Raw genomic sequence first — 15,181 nt, 5'->3', positions numbered from 1 at the left:
ACATAACACTAGAAAGGGAAAGGACTAATTTACGATGCAAGGCAACCTGCCTATAATTACATTAGAAGATGTTCGAGTGCATTATGCTTCCGAAGGTAGTCAGGTGAGGAAAGCGCTGGATGGGGTTTCGCTTACGCTGCACCAAGGCGAATGGATTAGTATAGTAGGAGCGAATGGCAGTGGAAAAAGCACACTTGCTGGACTACTGATCGGTTTCATTCCACTATCGGGAGGCGTACGGGATATCTCGGATGAACTTACCGTTCGGGGGGTATTACAGCAACCTGATGCACAGGTACTGGGTGATACCATTGAAGAGGAATTTCATTATGCATTGTCACCATTAATGAATACTGTAGAAAAACAATTGGAGCAGAGGCAGGACGCATTACATACCGTAGGACTTCAATATCCCCCGGATATGGCCATCTCACAGTTATCGGGTGGACAGAAACAACTGCTTAACATTGCGGTAGCACTCGCGGCCAAACCGGATATATTGATTCTGGATGAGCCAACAGCCATGCTTGATCCAGGAGCAAGAGACCGCATCGAGGCCATCGTTCAGAAGATTACCCAGCGGGGGACAACGGTGATCTGGATTACGCACCATCTGGAGGAAGCAACCCTGTGTGATCGAATCATTGCTATGGAGAGGGGACGTTGTGTGTACAACGGGGAGCCGGAGTCCTTTTACTATGAAACAGAGCTGAATGAGAAGGCTACTCGGGAAAATGTACAGCTATCTCCCTGTAAACGATTAGGGTTGGACCCTCCGTTTACTGTAAAGACTGCGTTATTGCTCAAGCACAAAGGCATGAGGCCAGAAGCCATGCCACTGAGGCCTGAGCAATTGGCCAAGGAGGTCGCAAGTTGGAGATCGAATTAACCAATATACGTATAGAAGGATCGGAATCGAGCAAACGTGCACTGCTTGAAGATATAAATATTCACTTGCACAGTGGGGAAATCACTTTGCTGCTGGGCTGTACGGGTTCAGGAAAAACGACTTTACTACAGACGCTGGCTGGCCTGAAACCTCCCGATGCAGGAAGTATTAGGATAGATGGCATGCCTTTCTGGAAAGAAGGAAAAGTGCCACAGTCGATTTTATTGCAAATGGGGCTGGTGTTTCAATTTCCGGAACAACAACTGTTTGCCCGAAGTATCCAGCGTGAATTCACATATTCTCTGCGTCCGTATCAACTTTCAGAGAGCCAGCAACAAGAGCAGATCACAAAAGCACTGAACCAATGGGACCCGCCAGTATCCCCGGAGTTGGAACGACGTTTTCATCTGGACAGGTCGCCATTTGCTCTAAGTGGGGGAGAGAAACGCAGACTAGGTCTAGCTCTCGGAATTGCGACCAACCCACACTGGCTTCTGCTGGATGAACCGAGCGCCGGTTTGGAAGCGCAAAGTGTCGGGCTTTTGCTGGATGTATTGGAGCAACATCGCCTGGCAGATGGTGGGGTCGTGGTAGCAACCCATGATCTGGATACATTCTTGCCTTGTGCGGATCGGGTATTGTTATTGCAGGAAGGCCGTCTAATCGCCGATCTCAGACCGCAAGAACTTCACGAAAGGCCCGAATTGCTGGAGCAGACAGGGATCGGATTGCCACCTTCGATGCGACTAGCACAGCAGATTAGAGATGCGGGTCTTGATCTGCCTATTACCGGGATGACGCCAGAGGATATGGCTGAAAGTATTATTCAGTCTACGTTCGTTGAGGTGGGAATTCAGAACGAATCGAAAGCGGCATCGGGAGTTGCAATTACGGTGGCACAGAGCGATACAATGGAGAATATAGAAGGGGACGATCCGAAGCTTCTTCCGAACACCTTGACTCATTCAGGCGGATTATATGGCGTCATGGACCCGCGTCTGAAATGGATTTTGTATATTTTGCTGGTCACCGCAGCTATGCTTCAACAGCGATGGCTGGGATTGACGTTAACACTGGTGCCGGTAGTAACAGCACTTGCCGTGCTCCCGCGTCAGACTTTGGCTGGATGTATGAAGTTAATGAAGCCATTATTATTCTTTTTCATCATATCATCGGCGTTATCTGGGACAACTCTTTCAACAGAGGGAGGAGGTCTGCACTTTGGCTTTTCCCTGATGCAGGCGGAGGGCACTTTGCTGAATGTGTATCGTTTGTTTATCGTCACATTGGCAAGCCTTTGGTTTTCGTTGACGACACCTTATGGGCGAATGGTAGAAGGGCTTAACTGGGTACTCGGTATCGGTAAAAAGATCAGGTTGCCCGTAGCTTCGTTTGCTCTTGCTGTATCGTTAATCTTTCGGTTTATCCCGATGATCTGGAGTGAGTGGCAGCGATTCTCACTGATCGTGCGGGCACGTGGAAAGGCAGCTTTAAGACCAAATACCGTTCGAATTCGTGACCTGGGTCCGATGGTGATTCCCTTGTTGATGGCACTGTTCCAACGTGCAGAGGATATGACCATTGCGATGGAAATGCGTAAAGTTAGAGAGCACTCTACGCTCGGAGGACGTTCATCGTTATTGGTATGGTCCAAACGCGATACCTGGATTAGCATGGCTGGCCTCATTGTTTTTGTACTTTTAATATGGATTCGCCAATTGTGATGGCGATGATGATTGTGACGGATCCGGTAATGGATCAAAACCTAAACGCAGTGTTTTCCAATAATCATGCATAAATGCGTTTGTCCTCGCTCACAATAAGTCATCTGAAGTGGATCAGGAGGGATAAACGATGAAAGATAAGTTTTTGCGTGAAGAACGGCAAGAATATACCGATGTGTCTACGGTGGAGTCGCAGCGAAATGATATCACACTCGAAGAATTCCCGGAGGGTCCTTACGGTTCGTCGCTGTTATCCGAGTCTCTTGGGAAAAGTTCACCGTGGCGCGTGGACCAGCGGTCTGCACATCGTTTTGATTATGAAAATCATGAGCTTCACGAGGGAGACGTACGGGATTATCCAGGTCAGGATGTTTTTGACGAAACGGTTCCGGATAACGTATCCAAGCCTCAATATACGGAAGAATCGTAATGAGATTTTGATATAAAATAGAGCGTAGCCTCCAACAGGTTTTTCCTGTTCGGGGGTTATTTTCGTTGTGTTTAATGAAAACAAATCTCCTCCAATTCCACATTATGGGTTATTATATTTGTAGCTCGGAGTAAAAATTTGGTTGAATATGCGGGGGGACTTGGAATGAGAGAGATCGATTATAGTCAGTATTTCTGGCAGGATGATAAGATCAGACTACGTGCTTTGCGTGAAGAAGATTGGGAGGATCATTATTATAACCGCTTTGATACACCTGCCCGTCGGTTATTGGAGTGTGCAGTAGAGTTGCCGCCAACCCATGTTGAAGCGAAGAGTTTCACGGAAAACTTCTCTGATTTTTCTTTAACCAAAGGAAGGATCATGTTTACAATTGTAAATATGGATGGTGAAAATGTCGGAGGTGTGAATCTGAACAGCATTGATGAGAGAAACGGTACCTTTAGCATTGGCATTCAAATTGACAGGAATCATCGAGGAAAAGGATACGGAACCAGAGCCGTACGAATTTTGCTGAAGTATGCCTTCTTCGAGCGCAGGCTCAACAAATTTAATGATTATGTACTCCAAGGAAATGAACCTTCCGCAGCAATGATGAGAAAACTTGGATGTGTTCAGGAAGGTGTGCGTCGCCAGGTGATCTATATGGATGGAAAATACCAAGATCTGATCCTCTTTGGATTGACCAAAGATGAGTTTATGGAAAAAGAGGGGCTTGTTTGAAGTAAAGCTAATAAGCTGAAATTAAGTGTGTAGTAGGAGGAACTATGAACCAACCCATACTAACCGATGAATTAATCATCAATTGCAAGGATATTTATTTGCGTGAGTATCGAATTGAAGATTTAGAGAAACTGCAAGAAATTACGTGGCAACCTGAGGTGTATGAATTCCTACCTGGATGGAACGCTACGATTGAAGAAAGGACCCTGTGGCTCACTGAATATGAAATCCCTGAGAATCAGCGTTTTAAACAAGCTGTAGTGGCGGGAGGGGATATCGGAGAGTTATATTTACGTATGGCTATCGTACTCAAAGAAAATGATGAGTTCATAGGATGGTGCTGCTCAGGGATCAAGGACGAACTGCCAGCACCCAATCGGGAGATTATGTACGGTATTTCCAAACACTTCAGGAACCGTGGCTATACAACGCAGGCAGTGAACGGAATGACGGAGTATTTATTTGAACATACAAATGTGGAAGTGTTAAATGCCATCGCTTTGACTACCAATCAAGCGTCCAATAAGGTGATACAGAAATGTAATTTTGAACGGTTAAATTTGATCGAAATCGAGAATGAACCCTATATCCATTATCAACTGTGTAAGGGCAAAGGTCATTTTTGATTGGATTTTTATCCTCATTGAAAATAGCTATAATATGAAAATTTCGGATCAGGTTAGACAGTTATTGCTGGCTGCCTGATTTTTTTGTATTTATTTTAAGAAGCTATTGAGGAAACCTTGTTAGGGTACGTGTTCTCTTACATAAAACGCAAAAAATTGGCCTATTGGACAAGGCTTATGTTAATAATTTTCTCCGCGATAATAGCGCTCCAGTTTGTTATCCAAATGAACAAGCTGCGCTTTTTTCTCCTCGATATCATTCAGCAACTTTTGCTTTTGATCCTCAATCAGCTTGGTTCTTTCCTTCAGCGTGGAGGTTCCTTTATTGACCTGATCATAATACTTTTTAATGTCTTTCACACTCATCCCGGTTTCGCGAAGGCATTTGATAAAAACGAGCCAGTTCAGATCATCCTCCAAATAAAGACGGTTATTCTGCTCATTTCGTGCAGCAGGTTTCAGCAGTCCCTTTCTTTCATAAAAGCGGATCGCTCCAATGGAGATCTCAACTTTTTTCGCTACTTCTCCAATCGTTAACATGATAATTCCCCCTTTTATAAAAATAATTTGACCTACACTAAGTGTAGTATAGTAACTTAAACATTGTTAAATATAAATCAAATTATGGAAAGAAGGATTCGCATGAAAAAAACTGTTTTTGTAACCGGAGCAAATAAAGGAATTGGATATGAAATCGTCAAGCAGTTGGGTGAAGCGGGTTGGAAAGTTATTCTTGGCGCACGTAGTGTCGAACGGGGGGAAGCAGCTGTTTCCGAGTTAACTTCCAGGGGATTAGACGTAGAATTTCTACAGCTTGACATGACTGACTTGAATAGCATCCAGCAGGCAGCCGATACGATTCAGAAGACTTATCCAGCAATAAACCTTTTGATCAATAACGCCGGTATGCCTGGTGCTTTCTCTCATTCCTTCACGGATACAAAAGAGGAGGATCTGCGGAATGCCTTCGAAGTGAACTTTTTCGGCACCTTCCGTTTGAATCAGCGATTGTTCCCGTTAATCAAAGATAATGAAGGCACAATCATTAATGTATCAACCGACATGGCTTCTCTGGACCATATGCAAAATGCGGAATTTACTTTAAACGCCTTCGACTATAATTCATCCAAAACGGCCAACAGTGCAATGACACTTTCGATGGCTTATGAAGTGAAAAACAGCAGGGCGCAAGTCTTTGCAGTAACGCCCGGATTTACATCAACAGATCTTAATGGCAATGCCGAAGGCGGTAAATCAAAAGAAGCCGGCGCTGCGATTATTGTGCGCTATGCGACGGATGGCAAACGACATAACGAAGAATTCCTAGATGAGAATGGCGTGTACCCTTGGTAATCCACCGTTCATACTGGATAATCTTGTCCGACGGATGATAGCGTAATGTTAGATGAAGTTTTTGCTTGGTTCCGTTACTTAGATATCAAGGAATATGAGAATACAACGTCGAATAAAAAAATAAGTTAGTTTTATCTTGTTTATATGCTGTAAATGAAACAAACACCAAACGTAGACGAACATCTTTCTTGTACTAAGTTAACGGAGCATGTACTATAAATCCTATTTCTAACAAGCGTATCAATCGGAGGTATATATTTAATGGAGGTTTCATTATACAAAGCAGATTTAAAAGATGCAGTGACTGTTCATGAAATGAAAATCAAAGCATTTATGCCTTTGTTGGAAAAATATCAGGATTTTGAAACAAGCCCCGCCAATGAAACCGTAGAAAGAATTATTACTCAAATAAATCAATCTTTTACAGATTATTTCATAATTCATCATCTTGAGGTTGCTGTTGGTGGAATTAGAGTCGTGAAAAAAGATAATCAGATCTATAGTATTAGCCCAATTTTTATACTGCCAGAACATCAAGGAAAAGGAATTGCTCAAAGGGTCTTTACAATGGTTGAGCAGATATATGAGGATGCAAAGTTATGGAAATTGGGTACCATCTTACAAGAAAAAGGAAACTGTTATTTGTATGAAAAGATAGGCTACAAAAAAACGGGTGTAACAAAAGCAATTAACGACGAAATGACAATGGTATTTTATGAAAACCATTTATAAGCATCATATCCTTGAATATGACGTCTCAGATTCGTAAGCCTGAAAGCCCGAAACCAACTGGGCCACTACTCTACCACTCTACCATCGGATACAAAAAGAATCCCCCTTTCATTCCTCAACCGAAATGAGAGGGGGATTCGTCATGCAATAAAAAGCCGGAATTAAAATGAAAGTAAAGCAGCTTTTGGAGAACTTGCCTAGAGCTTGCGTAATGATCAAGTAGATCTTACGTAGAGCTGCGTATAGCCAACGTAGAGCCAACTTATAGCCTACTTGGAGGCTATACTCAGCCTAGACATCAGCCTTATACAACGGCATTAATATCATAAATTCAGTTCCCAAGCCTACCTGACTTTGTACGGTAATTTTCCCACCATACGACTCCACAATCGAGCGGGTAATGGCTAGACCGAGACCCGCGCCACCTTGTTTGCGCGAACGAGAACTGCTTGTGCGGTAAAATCGTTCAAAGATATGGGGCAGATGTTGAGGTTCAATGCCTGTACCGTTATCCTTTACTGACAATTCAGCCTTATGGTGCGTGGCATACAACGTTATGGAGATGGCTCCATGCTCTGGATCGGTGTGCTGCACCGCGTTATGGAACAGATTCAGCACAACCTGTTTCAGCTTGTAAGGGTCAGCCAGTACATACACTTCAGCCGTCAGGTCAAGATGAATGGATCTTTGCTGAGCCATCATGGCGAGTTGTGATTGCATTTTGAGCAGCAGACTGTCTAGCTGAATGACCTCCCGCTCCTGCTTTGGAGCCTGATCCAGCTTGGTTAGTAACAGCAAATCTTCAACCAGCTTGTTAATTCGTACGGATTCGCCGTGCATGCTGTCCAGCGCTTTATACAATTGATCTTGATTGGTCGCTGCACCCCGCTGTAGAACTTCAATGAAGCCGTGTATGGAGGTAAGCGGGGTACGAAGTTCATGGGAAGCATCAGACAAGAAACGCTGCATCTGCTCTTTCGATTCCCGCTCCGCTTCAAACGAATTCTCCAACCTTTCAAGCATGCCATTAAATGAAACGGCGAGCTGATCCACTTCTTCTTGTCCCTGAACGACGGGAAGGCGTTCTGCGAGGCTGCCTGCGTCGATCTGCTGTACTTTATTCACCATATTGGACAGGGGAACCAGCGTCCGGCGTAATACCTTAGTGTATAGAACAAGACCAGCTACCATGGCCAACAGCGATAACATGAGGAATATCAGAAGCTGTTTAATAATCAAGTCTCTAAGTGGCTTCGTAGCCGTGCCCATCTGGACCATCGGTAAGCCTCGATTGCGTGGACCGGGTGAGGCGAATACAATCAATTGCTCATTGCCTTGGGTATCCGTAACGATCCGGTAGGGAATATGTTTTTGTTCTTTCAACTCATCTGTAATGTTCTGATATTCAGCGGTTGATAGTTGAGGGGCTTTCAGGCCATCTTCTCCAAAAACATCCTCGAACGTACCTTGGTTGTCAAACAGGGCCAGTGAACGGTCCGGAATAAACAGCACCCGATTGCCAGACCCGTTTCCTGCCTGTCCACCAAAAGGATTGTTGGAAGAGCCACTACGTGACTGGATTCCGAGCCAAACCGGGGGCATGGACATAAGCTGTTCTTCCATGGTTTTTGCCTGATTCCGGTAGAGAAAGCTTTCCATGATCCAGAATTGCAGAATACCGATTAACAATAGTAACCCAGCAAGCACGAACAGGGAACGTGAGAGCAATTGAGAACGCAGTGAATGAGGCCAGATCCATTGGTGAAGACGTCTTAAACGAAGTTTATTTTTCTTAGGCAGCGAGTTCATCAGAGATCCACCCTGTAACCGACACCCCGAAGCGTGCGAATGAGTTTATGCTCTTTATCCCCGAGTTTGTCGCGCAAGGAGCGAACGTATACCTCCACAATATTTTCTTCCCCACCAAAATCATACCCCCACACCCGGCTCAGAATGGTCGCTTTGCTAAGTACAATCCCATGATTAAGCACAATAAATTTTAACAGTTCGTATTCGGTAGGAGATAATTCCAGAACCTGATTCTGATAGGTGATTTCTTTGCGCTGATCATCAATTCGGAAGGGACCGTGGGTGACGGCTCCTATTAATAAAGGAAATTGATTCCGCAGTCTGGCCTGAATCCGGGCGAGCAGCTCGTCGAAGGCAAAAGGTTTGACCATGTAATCGTCAGCACCTAACCAAAGGCCCTTAACCCGATTCTCGACTTCGTCCTTCGCTGTCAGCATAATTACGCCAACCTCGGTACCGGTCTTACGCAGACGCTCGACCACTTCGAATCCATCCATCTCTGGCATCATGACATCCAGAATAGCCATATGGGGCTTGAATTCAAGCGCCAACTCAAGCGCAGCCGCTCCATCTGGTGCGGTGCGCACATCGAAGCCCTCATTGCTTAATCCAAGCTCCAGAAATTGCAAAATATGCGGTTCATCATCAGCCAATAGTATTTTAATTCCGCTGCTAAGCTTCATAATGCGGGGTTCCTCCTTGCTTGCTTCCATCTATAGCTCTCCCTTACTTGAGAGGGACTGTATGTTGTATTATCGCTTGCCAAACTGAAATTTAGCTGAAAGGATTGTGAATTATCCTCAGACAACATTCAGCGGGCACTCATCCCAGTTTTATTTTGGCATGTCACAATACTAGACATGAAGAACTTTGAAGGAGTGATCAACATTGAATAACACCAAAAGAAGGATGGATCTTGTCCTTCTGCCGATTGTATTACTGGCGGCATTTCTGAATGGGTACGGTATCTGGAATGATCAATATGCCAATTCCTATTATACGACTGCCGTTGGGAGTATGCTCAGCAACTTCCACAACTTTTTCTATGCTTCACTCGACTCGGCAGGCTCGGTCACTGTAGATAAACCACCCGTTGTCTTCTGGATTCAGACGGCCTTTGCCTATGTCTTTGGACTGCATGGATGGAGCGTTATTTTGCCGCAGGTATTAGCGGGAATCGGTTCGGTGCTCCTGATCTATTTCATGGTGAAACCTACATATGGTCTTGCAGCAGCACGAATCTCGGCACTTGCGATGGCAACTGTGCCTGTCGTGGCGGCAGTCAGCCGGACCAACAATATTGACAGCATGCTGGTGTTTACACTATTGCTGGGTTCATGGTTTTTGTTCAAAGGCAGCAAACAAGGCAGTACTTGGCGCATTCTGGTTGCCTTTGGGTTAATAGGCGTAGCCTTTAATATGAAAATGCTTCAAGCCTACATGGTACTCCCGGCTTTTTACTTGTTCTATCTGCTTGCATTTCAGGCGAAATGGAGAAGGAAGATCATCCTGCTGATCGGCAGCACAGCGGTTCTTGCGGTCGTTTCCTTATCCTGGGCGGTCACTGTGGATTCTATACCCGAAGCCGAGCGGCCTTATATCGGCAGCAGTGAAACTAACTCGGTCATGGAACTCGCTTTTGGATACAATGGTCTGGCTCGCCTAACGGGTCAGCAGAATACCGCAGGTAACGCAGGTATGCCAAATGGTATGGGACAGGGAAATAATCGTGGCAATCGAGGAGACTTGTCTTCAGGCCCTAATCAGACAGGCAGTGGTGTTCCTGGCGCTGGGCAAGATGTCAATGCACCGGATAACGATAATATGAATGGGTCGAATGGCAATTTCCCGAACGGGCAGATGCCGAATGATATGGAAATGCCAAACGGAAGAAATTTCGGCGGAGGCATGGGCGGAATGTTTGGTACGGGGGAGAAAGGTCCTCTGCGTCTGTTCCAGACGGAACTGTCAGGTCAAGCTAGCTGGCTGTTGCCAGTTGTGCTGCTTGGATGCATTGCTATATTTGCAAGATTAAGACGGAGAAATATAACCAACAAGCACAAGGAGGCCTTGTTCTGGCTGGCATGGCTGCTTCCTGTTGCTGCTTTTTTCAGTGTGGCAGGTTTCTTCCATCAATATTATCTGATTATGCTTGCACCTCCAATAGCGGCGCTGACTGGTGCAGGATTTGTAGCGATGTGGAAGTCATATCGTGATCGCGTTGGATGGCAGGCATGGTTGCTTCCGGTGTCCGTGCTGCTGACGACTCTGTTTGGCTGGTATATCATGCAGGTGTATAACGAGACGATTGGTGCAGGCTGGTCCATTAGTGAATTGATCGCAGGCATTCTGGTCACGGTCCTCCTGATCGTTATGCTTCATCGCAGACATCGATGGAAACAGGGCTTCATTATCGCAGGATTCATGGTGATGCTGATCGGTCCAATCTACTGGGCATTCACCCCTATTACTTATGGTGGTAACAGCATGATCCCGGCAGCAGGGCCCACCGGTTCCAATGGTATGTTTGGTGGAGCAGGAATGGGCATGCCGATGGGTAACGGTGCAGGAGATACAGAAATGCCTACAATGGGTGGCCGTGGCGGAATGGGTAACCGTAACGAAGAAGTGGATACAGCCACACTGAATTATCTGAAGGAGCACAATACGGGCGAAACGTATCTCTTTGCCACTACGGACTATAATCAGGCAGCACCTTATATCATTGATGAAAGAGCAGCGGTCATTACACTTGGAGGGTTCTCCGGCTCAGACCCGGTGTACACAACAGAGGAACTTGAGCAACTCGTCAAGAGCGGGCAAGTGAAATACTTCATGGTTGGTGGCATGGGTGGCCGCGGAGGAAACTCGGATATTAGCGATTGGATCAAAGAGCACGGATCCGAGATTCCAACGTCAGAATGGAAGACAGGCACGGACAGCGGAGATACGGATAACGGTGATACGGAGAGTGAAGCTGGACTTGGATTCGGATTCGGCGGACAGACGACTTTGTATGAAGTGAAATTGTAGCTATATAAATTGAACTTATCATTTACACGATAACGGAGAGGACAGAAAAAACCTGAAAAAGCGAAGCGTTCGCCTTTATCCCCGGATTTTCCCTTTATAAAGGGAATCAAAAAATCTGGGGATAACAGCGATTGGAGGGTTGTTCTGTCATCGAAGTGTGCAGTGTAAATATTCTTTATTTCAATTTGTAAAGAGTGAAAATCTCGGACGAAGTCCATTGGAAAAGGGAGGGGACAAACATGGCTCACGCGTACCGATACAGCATTATTATTCCCATGTATAACGAGGAAGCGGTGATCGAGGAGACTTATCGGCGTCTGAAGAAGGTCATGGGCAGCACGGGAGAGAGCTATGAACTGTTGTTTGTCAATGATGGAAGCGTGGATCGAAGTGCACAGATGATCCGTGATTACGCCCGTTGGGACGAGAGTGTGAAGCTGATCGATTTTGCCCGTAACTTCGGACATCAGATTGCGATAACAGCGGGTATGGATTATGCAGTGGGGGATGCGGTGGTTATTATTGATGCGGATCTGCAGGACCCTCCCGAACTGATACTGGATATGATCGCCAAATGGAAAGAGGGTTACGAAGTCGTATATGCCCGTCGCACCAGAAGAAGCGGGGAAACTCGCTTCAAAAAATGGTCGGCAAGTCTGTTCTATCGTGTACTTCGTGCCTCAACGGATACGGATATCCCGGTAGATACCGGAGATTTTCGCCTGATTGACCGCAAAGTATGTGATGAGATGAAACGTCTTCCGGAGAAAAATCGGTTTGTGCGCGGGTTGGTCAGTTGGGTCGGATTTCGTCAGACTGCGATTGAATATGAACGTGATGAACGTCTCGCAGGCGAAACAAAATATCCGCTGAAACGCATGCTGAAGCTAAGCCTGGATGGCATTACTTCATTTTCGCATAAACCGCTCAAGCTTGCAGGTTATGTAGGTGCGATCCTGTCGGTAGGTGGATTCATCTACATGTTAACCGTTATTGGTTCGGCCATCTTTACGGATTCAACGATTAAGGGATGGCCCTCCATTGTGAGTATCATGCTGATGTTTAACGGATTCATCTTGATTATGCTGGGCATTCTGGGCGAGTACGTTGGCCGAATCTATGATGAGACCAAGGCACGTCCGCTATACATTGTGAGAGACGTGGTTCAAGCCGAGGGCCAGCAAGCGCAATCCCGATTGACAGCCCGAGTTGCTCATCATGACTAAGCGTCTGGTGACACTTTTCAAGTTCGGTATTGTGGGTGTTGCAAATACGGCAGTGGATGCAGTGGTGTTTGCGTTTCTCGCAGCGGCGGGTGTGCCGGTTCTGATTGCTCAAGTAATCTCGTACAGCTGCGGGGTTGCGAACAGTTATTGGCTGAACGGCAGGTGGACTTTTCGGGATGCGGCACGAGGGAGCGGCAATAGAACAAAACTTATTCGTTTTCTAATCACCAATCTCATCGTTCTCGCGTTATCCGCCCTCATTCTGATGACTTTGCACGACATGCTGGGTTGGAGTCTCGTGATGAGCAAGATCGTGGCGACCTTGATGGGGATGGTTCTGAACTATATGGCCAGCAGATATTGGGTGTTTCGTATCGCTACTTAACTGCCCACAGCGTGCAATATTGGTTATAAGAAGCAAATGAAAGGAGTGTATGATGATATGCGAATTAAAAAAGCAGTTATTCCGGCAGCGGGTCTCGGAACCCGTTTCCTGCCAGCAACCAAAGCTCAGCCCAAAGAGATGTTACCGATTGTAGACAAACCGGCCATCCAATACATTGTTGAAGAAGCAGTACAATCAGGCATTGAGAATATCCTCATTGTGACCGGACGCAACAAAAAATCCATAGAAGACCATTTTGATAAATCGGTTGAACTTGAACACTCTTTGTATGCCAAGGGCAAACAGTCTTTACTGGAAGAGGTGCAGGCGATCAGCGAGATGGCAAATATTCATTTTATTCGTCAAAAAGAACCGCTGGGACTGGGGCATGCCATTGGGTGTGCACGGCAATTTGTAGGCGATGATGCCTTCGCTGTACTGCTCGGAGATGATATTATGGTGTCTGAACCGCCTGCACTTGCACAGATGGTCCATCTTTATGAAAAGACAGGCAATCAGATCATCGGTGTCCGTCAAGTAGACGCGGCAAATGTGAGCAAATATGGCATCATTGATTCGAATGGTGCAGAGGACCGGGTTCACCGAGTCACCAATCTGGTCGAAAAACCATCCCTTGCAGAAGCACCATCCCGGACAGCCGTAATGGGACGATACATTCTGAAACCTTCCATCTTTCCTATTCTGGATCAGATCGAGAGAGGGGCTGGAGGGGAATATCAGTTAACGGATGCCTTGAAAGAAGTGAGTCAGGTGGAGGAACTGTTGGCCCTTGAACTGCAGGGGCGCCGCTACGATATTGGTGATCAATTCGGATATATTCAGGCGATCTTGGAGATCGGACTGATGCGCAAGGAATTACAGCCCATGCTGACACCCTATCTTCAGAAGCTTGCAACCCAGTGGGCCTAGAAATTGATATGTAGCAGAGGTTTATATCTGCTGTAGGACGATGCCTCCTCCGTGCCATGGTTCTGTCTACACCCAGCATTGTACATTGCTTCCTGTAACGCTACAATGAGCAAGAAGTTTAAGTTGCTCTTTGAGGGGTGAGGAATCATGAATGAATCTATCATCAGGGACCTTATTAAGTATATGGACGTAGAGGACAACACCGCCATTCAGTATATTCAGACTGAGCATCGGATGAAACTGGGACTCTTTTGGGGGATACAGGAAGGCAGCCGCGTTCTGGAAATCGGGTGTGGTCAGGGAGATACAACGGCCGTGCTTGCACATCTGGTGGGGGAGCACGGGTACGTTCATGGTGTAGATATTGCACCAGAGGATTATGGTGCACCGCTGACCGTAGGCGAAGCGGGTGCCAAGCTGCGGAGATCTCCGCTGGGTGATCGAATTCGAATGGATTATGATTACGACATTTTAAGTGATCAAGCCCAATTCTCCGAGAATGAGTTTGATGTGATTGTGCTATCCCATTGTTCTTGGTACCTGAAATCGTTTGACGAACTCGCCCAGATTCTTAGCAAGGTTAGGACGTGGGGACATCAGTTATGTTTCGCAGAATGGGATGCGCGAGTTACAGATGTGAGCCAGCTCTCACATTGGTTATCCGTTCTGATTCAGTCTCAGGTTGAATGTTACAAGGAGAACAGCTTCTCCAATGTGCGCACGCTTTTTACACCGGAGGATATCCAAGAGCTTGTGTCTGCGGCAGGCTGGACGATTAAGGAAGAGGCTTCGATCCATTCTCCTGAGTTGCAGGACGGTCGCTGGGAAACCGAAATGACACTGGCAGAAGCGCCTGTGGAACTGCAAATGCTTCCGATCCCGGACAAAGTGAAAACACTTCTTCTTTCCGAACTGAAATTACTTAAGACACATCATGTCTCGGGGCCTGGGAGTCCACTAGGAACGTATGCCATGGTTGCCAAAAAAACAGTAAGGAAATAGCTATTTGCAGTATATTATAATAAAAACGTCTATGACGTACTTTTCACAGAAGACAGACCGCATTTAGCTGGAATTTTTCTTGCGATAATTGAATGGTTCAGCTCAGCTGGAAACATATAAATTCCATGATCTAAAAAAATGTGTTTACTTCATCACGGTAATTTTGATATTATAATCGCAATATCAAATGCGACGAAGAGACGAGTAGATAAAAATCATTCTTTCAAAGAGAGCTCCGGCAGCTGAAAAGGAGTAAAGAACTTTTTATTGAATAAAGACTCAGAGCAGCACATCGGAACTT

At 45.9% G+C, this 15,181-nt stretch carries 15 protein-coding genes and 1 other annotated feature (1 of these 16 cut by a window edge); of the genes, 12 read left to right on the top strand and 3 right to left on the bottom strand.

The annotated features are described in order from the left end of the window. Window positions 1-34: 34 nt before the first annotated feature. The 5 genes from C170_RS08610 to C170_RS08590 all read left to right on the top strand — a co-directional run bounded on the left by C170_RS08610 (window position 35) and on the right by C170_RS08590 (window position 4,410). The gene (locus C170_RS08610) at window positions 35-889 is read left to right on the top strand and encodes an energy-coupling factor ABC transporter ATP-binding protein (protein WP_036608435.1); all 855 of its coding nucleotides are present in this window, start codon (window positions 35-37) and stop codon (window positions 887-889) included. Further along, complete coding sequence (locus C170_RS30000) at window positions 874-2,613, top strand: ATP-binding cassette domain-containing protein (protein WP_051447076.1); 1,740 nt, start codon at window positions 874-876, stop codon at window positions 2,611-2,613. The genes C170_RS08610 and C170_RS30000 overlap by 16 nt, the downstream gene beginning before the upstream one ends. 130 nt (window positions 2,614-2,743) lie before the next feature. Next, complete coding sequence (locus C170_RS08600; RefSeq protein WP_036608432.1) at window positions 2,744-3,043, top strand: hypothetical protein; 300 nt, start codon at window positions 2,744-2,746, stop codon at window positions 3,041-3,043. Between the two features lie 165 nt (window positions 3,044-3,208). After that, window positions 3,209-3,784: a GNAT family N-acetyltransferase gene (locus tag C170_RS08595; RefSeq protein WP_036608429.1), complete on the top strand. Its 576-nt coding sequence runs from the start codon at window positions 3,209-3,211 to the stop codon at window positions 3,782-3,784. A 44-nt stretch (window positions 3,785-3,828) separates the two neighbouring features. Beyond that, window positions 3,829-4,410, top strand: coding sequence for a GNAT family N-acetyltransferase (locus tag C170_RS08590; RefSeq protein WP_036608427.1), 582 nt, complete (start codon window positions 3,829-3,831; stop codon window positions 4,408-4,410). Between the two features lie 180 nt (window positions 4,411-4,590). On the opposite strand, the gene C170_RS08585 is transcribed toward C170_RS08590, so the two are convergent. Next, window positions 4,591-4,950, bottom strand: a complete 360-nt coding sequence (locus tag C170_RS08585) for a MerR family transcriptional regulator (RefSeq protein ID WP_036608425.1) — start codon at window positions 4,948-4,950, stop codon at window positions 4,591-4,593. 102 nt (window positions 4,951-5,052) lie between these two features. On the opposite strand from C170_RS08585, the gene C170_RS08580 reads away from it, so the two are divergent. Both C170_RS08580 and C170_RS08575 read left to right on the top strand, forming a co-directional pair. Further along, on the top strand, window positions 5,053-5,763 hold the full coding sequence (locus tag C170_RS08580; protein WP_036608422.1) for an SDR family NAD(P)-dependent oxidoreductase: 711 nt from the start codon (window positions 5,053-5,055) through the stop codon (window positions 5,761-5,763). Window positions 5,764-6,024: 261 nt separating this feature from the next. Beyond that, complete coding sequence (locus C170_RS08575) at window positions 6,025-6,495, top strand: GNAT family N-acetyltransferase (protein ID WP_036608420.1); 471 nt, start codon at window positions 6,025-6,027, stop codon at window positions 6,493-6,495. A gap of 291 nt (window positions 6,496-6,786) precedes the next feature. Here C170_RS08575 and C170_RS08570 read toward each other — a convergent pair whose 3' ends face one another. Both C170_RS08570 and C170_RS08565 read right to left on the bottom strand, forming a co-directional pair. Continuing rightward, window positions 6,787-8,304, bottom strand: a complete 1,518-nt coding sequence (locus C170_RS08570) for a sensor histidine kinase (protein ID WP_036608417.1) — start codon at window positions 8,302-8,304, stop codon at window positions 6,787-6,789. Then, complete coding sequence (locus tag C170_RS08565; protein WP_036608910.1) at window positions 8,304-8,987, bottom strand: response regulator transcription factor; 684 nt, start codon at window positions 8,985-8,987, stop codon at window positions 8,304-8,306. The genes C170_RS08570 and C170_RS08565 overlap by 1 nt, the downstream gene beginning before the upstream one ends. A gap of 226 nt (window positions 8,988-9,213) precedes the next feature. Here C170_RS08565 and C170_RS08560 point away from each other — a divergent pair, with 226 nt between their 5' ends. The 5 genes from C170_RS08560 (at window position 9,214) to C170_RS08540 (ending at window position 14,880) form a co-directional block, all read left to right on the top strand. Continuing rightward, entirely contained in the window at window positions 9,214-11,337 is a 2,124-nt protein-coding gene (locus C170_RS08560; protein WP_036608908.1) for a glycosyltransferase family 39 protein, read from the top strand. 239 nt (window positions 11,338-11,576) lie between these two features. Next, a complete protein-coding gene (locus C170_RS08555; RefSeq protein WP_036608414.1) occupies window positions 11,577-12,563 on the top strand; it encodes a glycosyltransferase family 2 protein in 987 nt (328 codons plus the stop codon). Beyond that, a complete protein-coding gene (locus C170_RS08550) occupies window positions 12,556-12,948 on the top strand; it encodes a GtrA family protein (RefSeq protein ID WP_036608412.1) in 393 nt (130 codons plus the stop codon). Before C170_RS08555 ends, C170_RS08550 begins: the two co-directional genes overlap by 8 nt. Before the next feature lie 57 nt (window positions 12,949-13,005). Continuing rightward, window positions 13,006-13,878, top strand: coding sequence for a UTP--glucose-1-phosphate uridylyltransferase GalU (gene galU, locus C170_RS08545; RefSeq protein ID WP_036608409.1), 873 nt, complete (start codon window positions 13,006-13,008; stop codon window positions 13,876-13,878). A 147-nt stretch (window positions 13,879-14,025) separates the two neighbouring features. Then, on the top strand, window positions 14,026-14,880 hold the full coding sequence (locus C170_RS08540; protein WP_036608407.1) for a class I SAM-dependent methyltransferase: 855 nt from the start codon (window positions 14,026-14,028) through the stop codon (window positions 14,878-14,880). 183 nt (window positions 14,881-15,063) lie between these two features. Beyond that, window positions 15,064-15,181: a binding site (T-box leader), on the top strand; it runs 159 nt beyond the window's last position.

The organism is Paenibacillus sp. FSL H7-689, from assembly GCF_000517905.1.
GTDB classification, from domain to species: Bacteria; Bacillota; Bacilli; order Paenibacillales; family Paenibacillaceae; genus Paenibacillus; species Paenibacillus amylolyticus.
The sequence above is the reverse complement of the archived record's forward strand: the minus strand, read 5'-3'. Positions and strand labels throughout refer to the sequence as shown.

Excerpts from the sequence above, each read along its gene's own strand:
- C170_RS08560 (WP_036608908.1), top strand. The coding sequence starts at position 9,214 with ATGGATCTTGTCCTTCTGCCGATTGTATTACTGGCGGCATTTCTGAAT.
- C170_RS08555 (WP_036608414.1), top strand. The coding sequence starts at position 11,577 with ATGGCTCACGCGTACCGATACAGCATTATTATTCCCATGTATAACGAG.
- C170_RS08580 (WP_036608422.1), top strand. The coding sequence starts at position 5,053 with ATGAAAAAAACTGTTTTTGTAACCGGAGCAAATAAAGGAATTGGATAT.
- C170_RS08590 (WP_036608427.1), top strand. The coding sequence starts at position 3,829 with ATGAACCAACCCATACTAACCGATGAATTAATCATCAATTGCAAGGAT.
- galU (WP_036608409.1), top strand. The coding sequence starts at position 13,006 with ATGCGAATTAAAAAAGCAGTTATTCCGGCAGCGGGTCTCGGAACCCGT.
- C170_RS08575 (WP_036608420.1), top strand. The coding sequence starts at position 6,025 with ATGGAGGTTTCATTATACAAAGCAGATTTAAAAGATGCAGTGACTGTT.
- C170_RS08565 (WP_036608910.1), bottom strand. The coding sequence starts at position 8,987 with ATGAAGCTTAGCAGCGGAATTAAAATACTATTGGCTGATGATGAACCG.
- C170_RS08550 (WP_036608412.1), top strand. The coding sequence starts at position 12,556 with ATGACTAAGCGTCTGGTGACACTTTTCAAGTTCGGTATTGTGGGTGTT.
- C170_RS08585 (WP_036608425.1), bottom strand. The coding sequence starts at position 4,950 with ATGTTAACGATTGGAGAAGTAGCGAAAAAAGTTGAGATCTCCATTGGA.
- C170_RS08570 (WP_036608417.1), bottom strand. The coding sequence starts at position 8,304 with ATGAACTCGCTGCCTAAGAAAAATAAACTTCGTTTAAGACGTCTTCAC.
- C170_RS08540 (WP_036608407.1), top strand. The coding sequence starts at position 14,026 with ATGAATGAATCTATCATCAGGGACCTTATTAAGTATATGGACGTAGAG.
- C170_RS08610 (WP_036608435.1), top strand. The coding sequence starts at position 35 with ATGCAAGGCAACCTGCCTATAATTACATTAGAAGATGTTCGAGTGCAT.
- C170_RS08600 (WP_036608432.1), top strand. The coding sequence starts at position 2,744 with ATGAAAGATAAGTTTTTGCGTGAAGAACGGCAAGAATATACCGATGTG.
- C170_RS08595 (WP_036608429.1), top strand. The coding sequence starts at position 3,209 with ATGAGAGAGATCGATTATAGTCAGTATTTCTGGCAGGATGATAAGATC.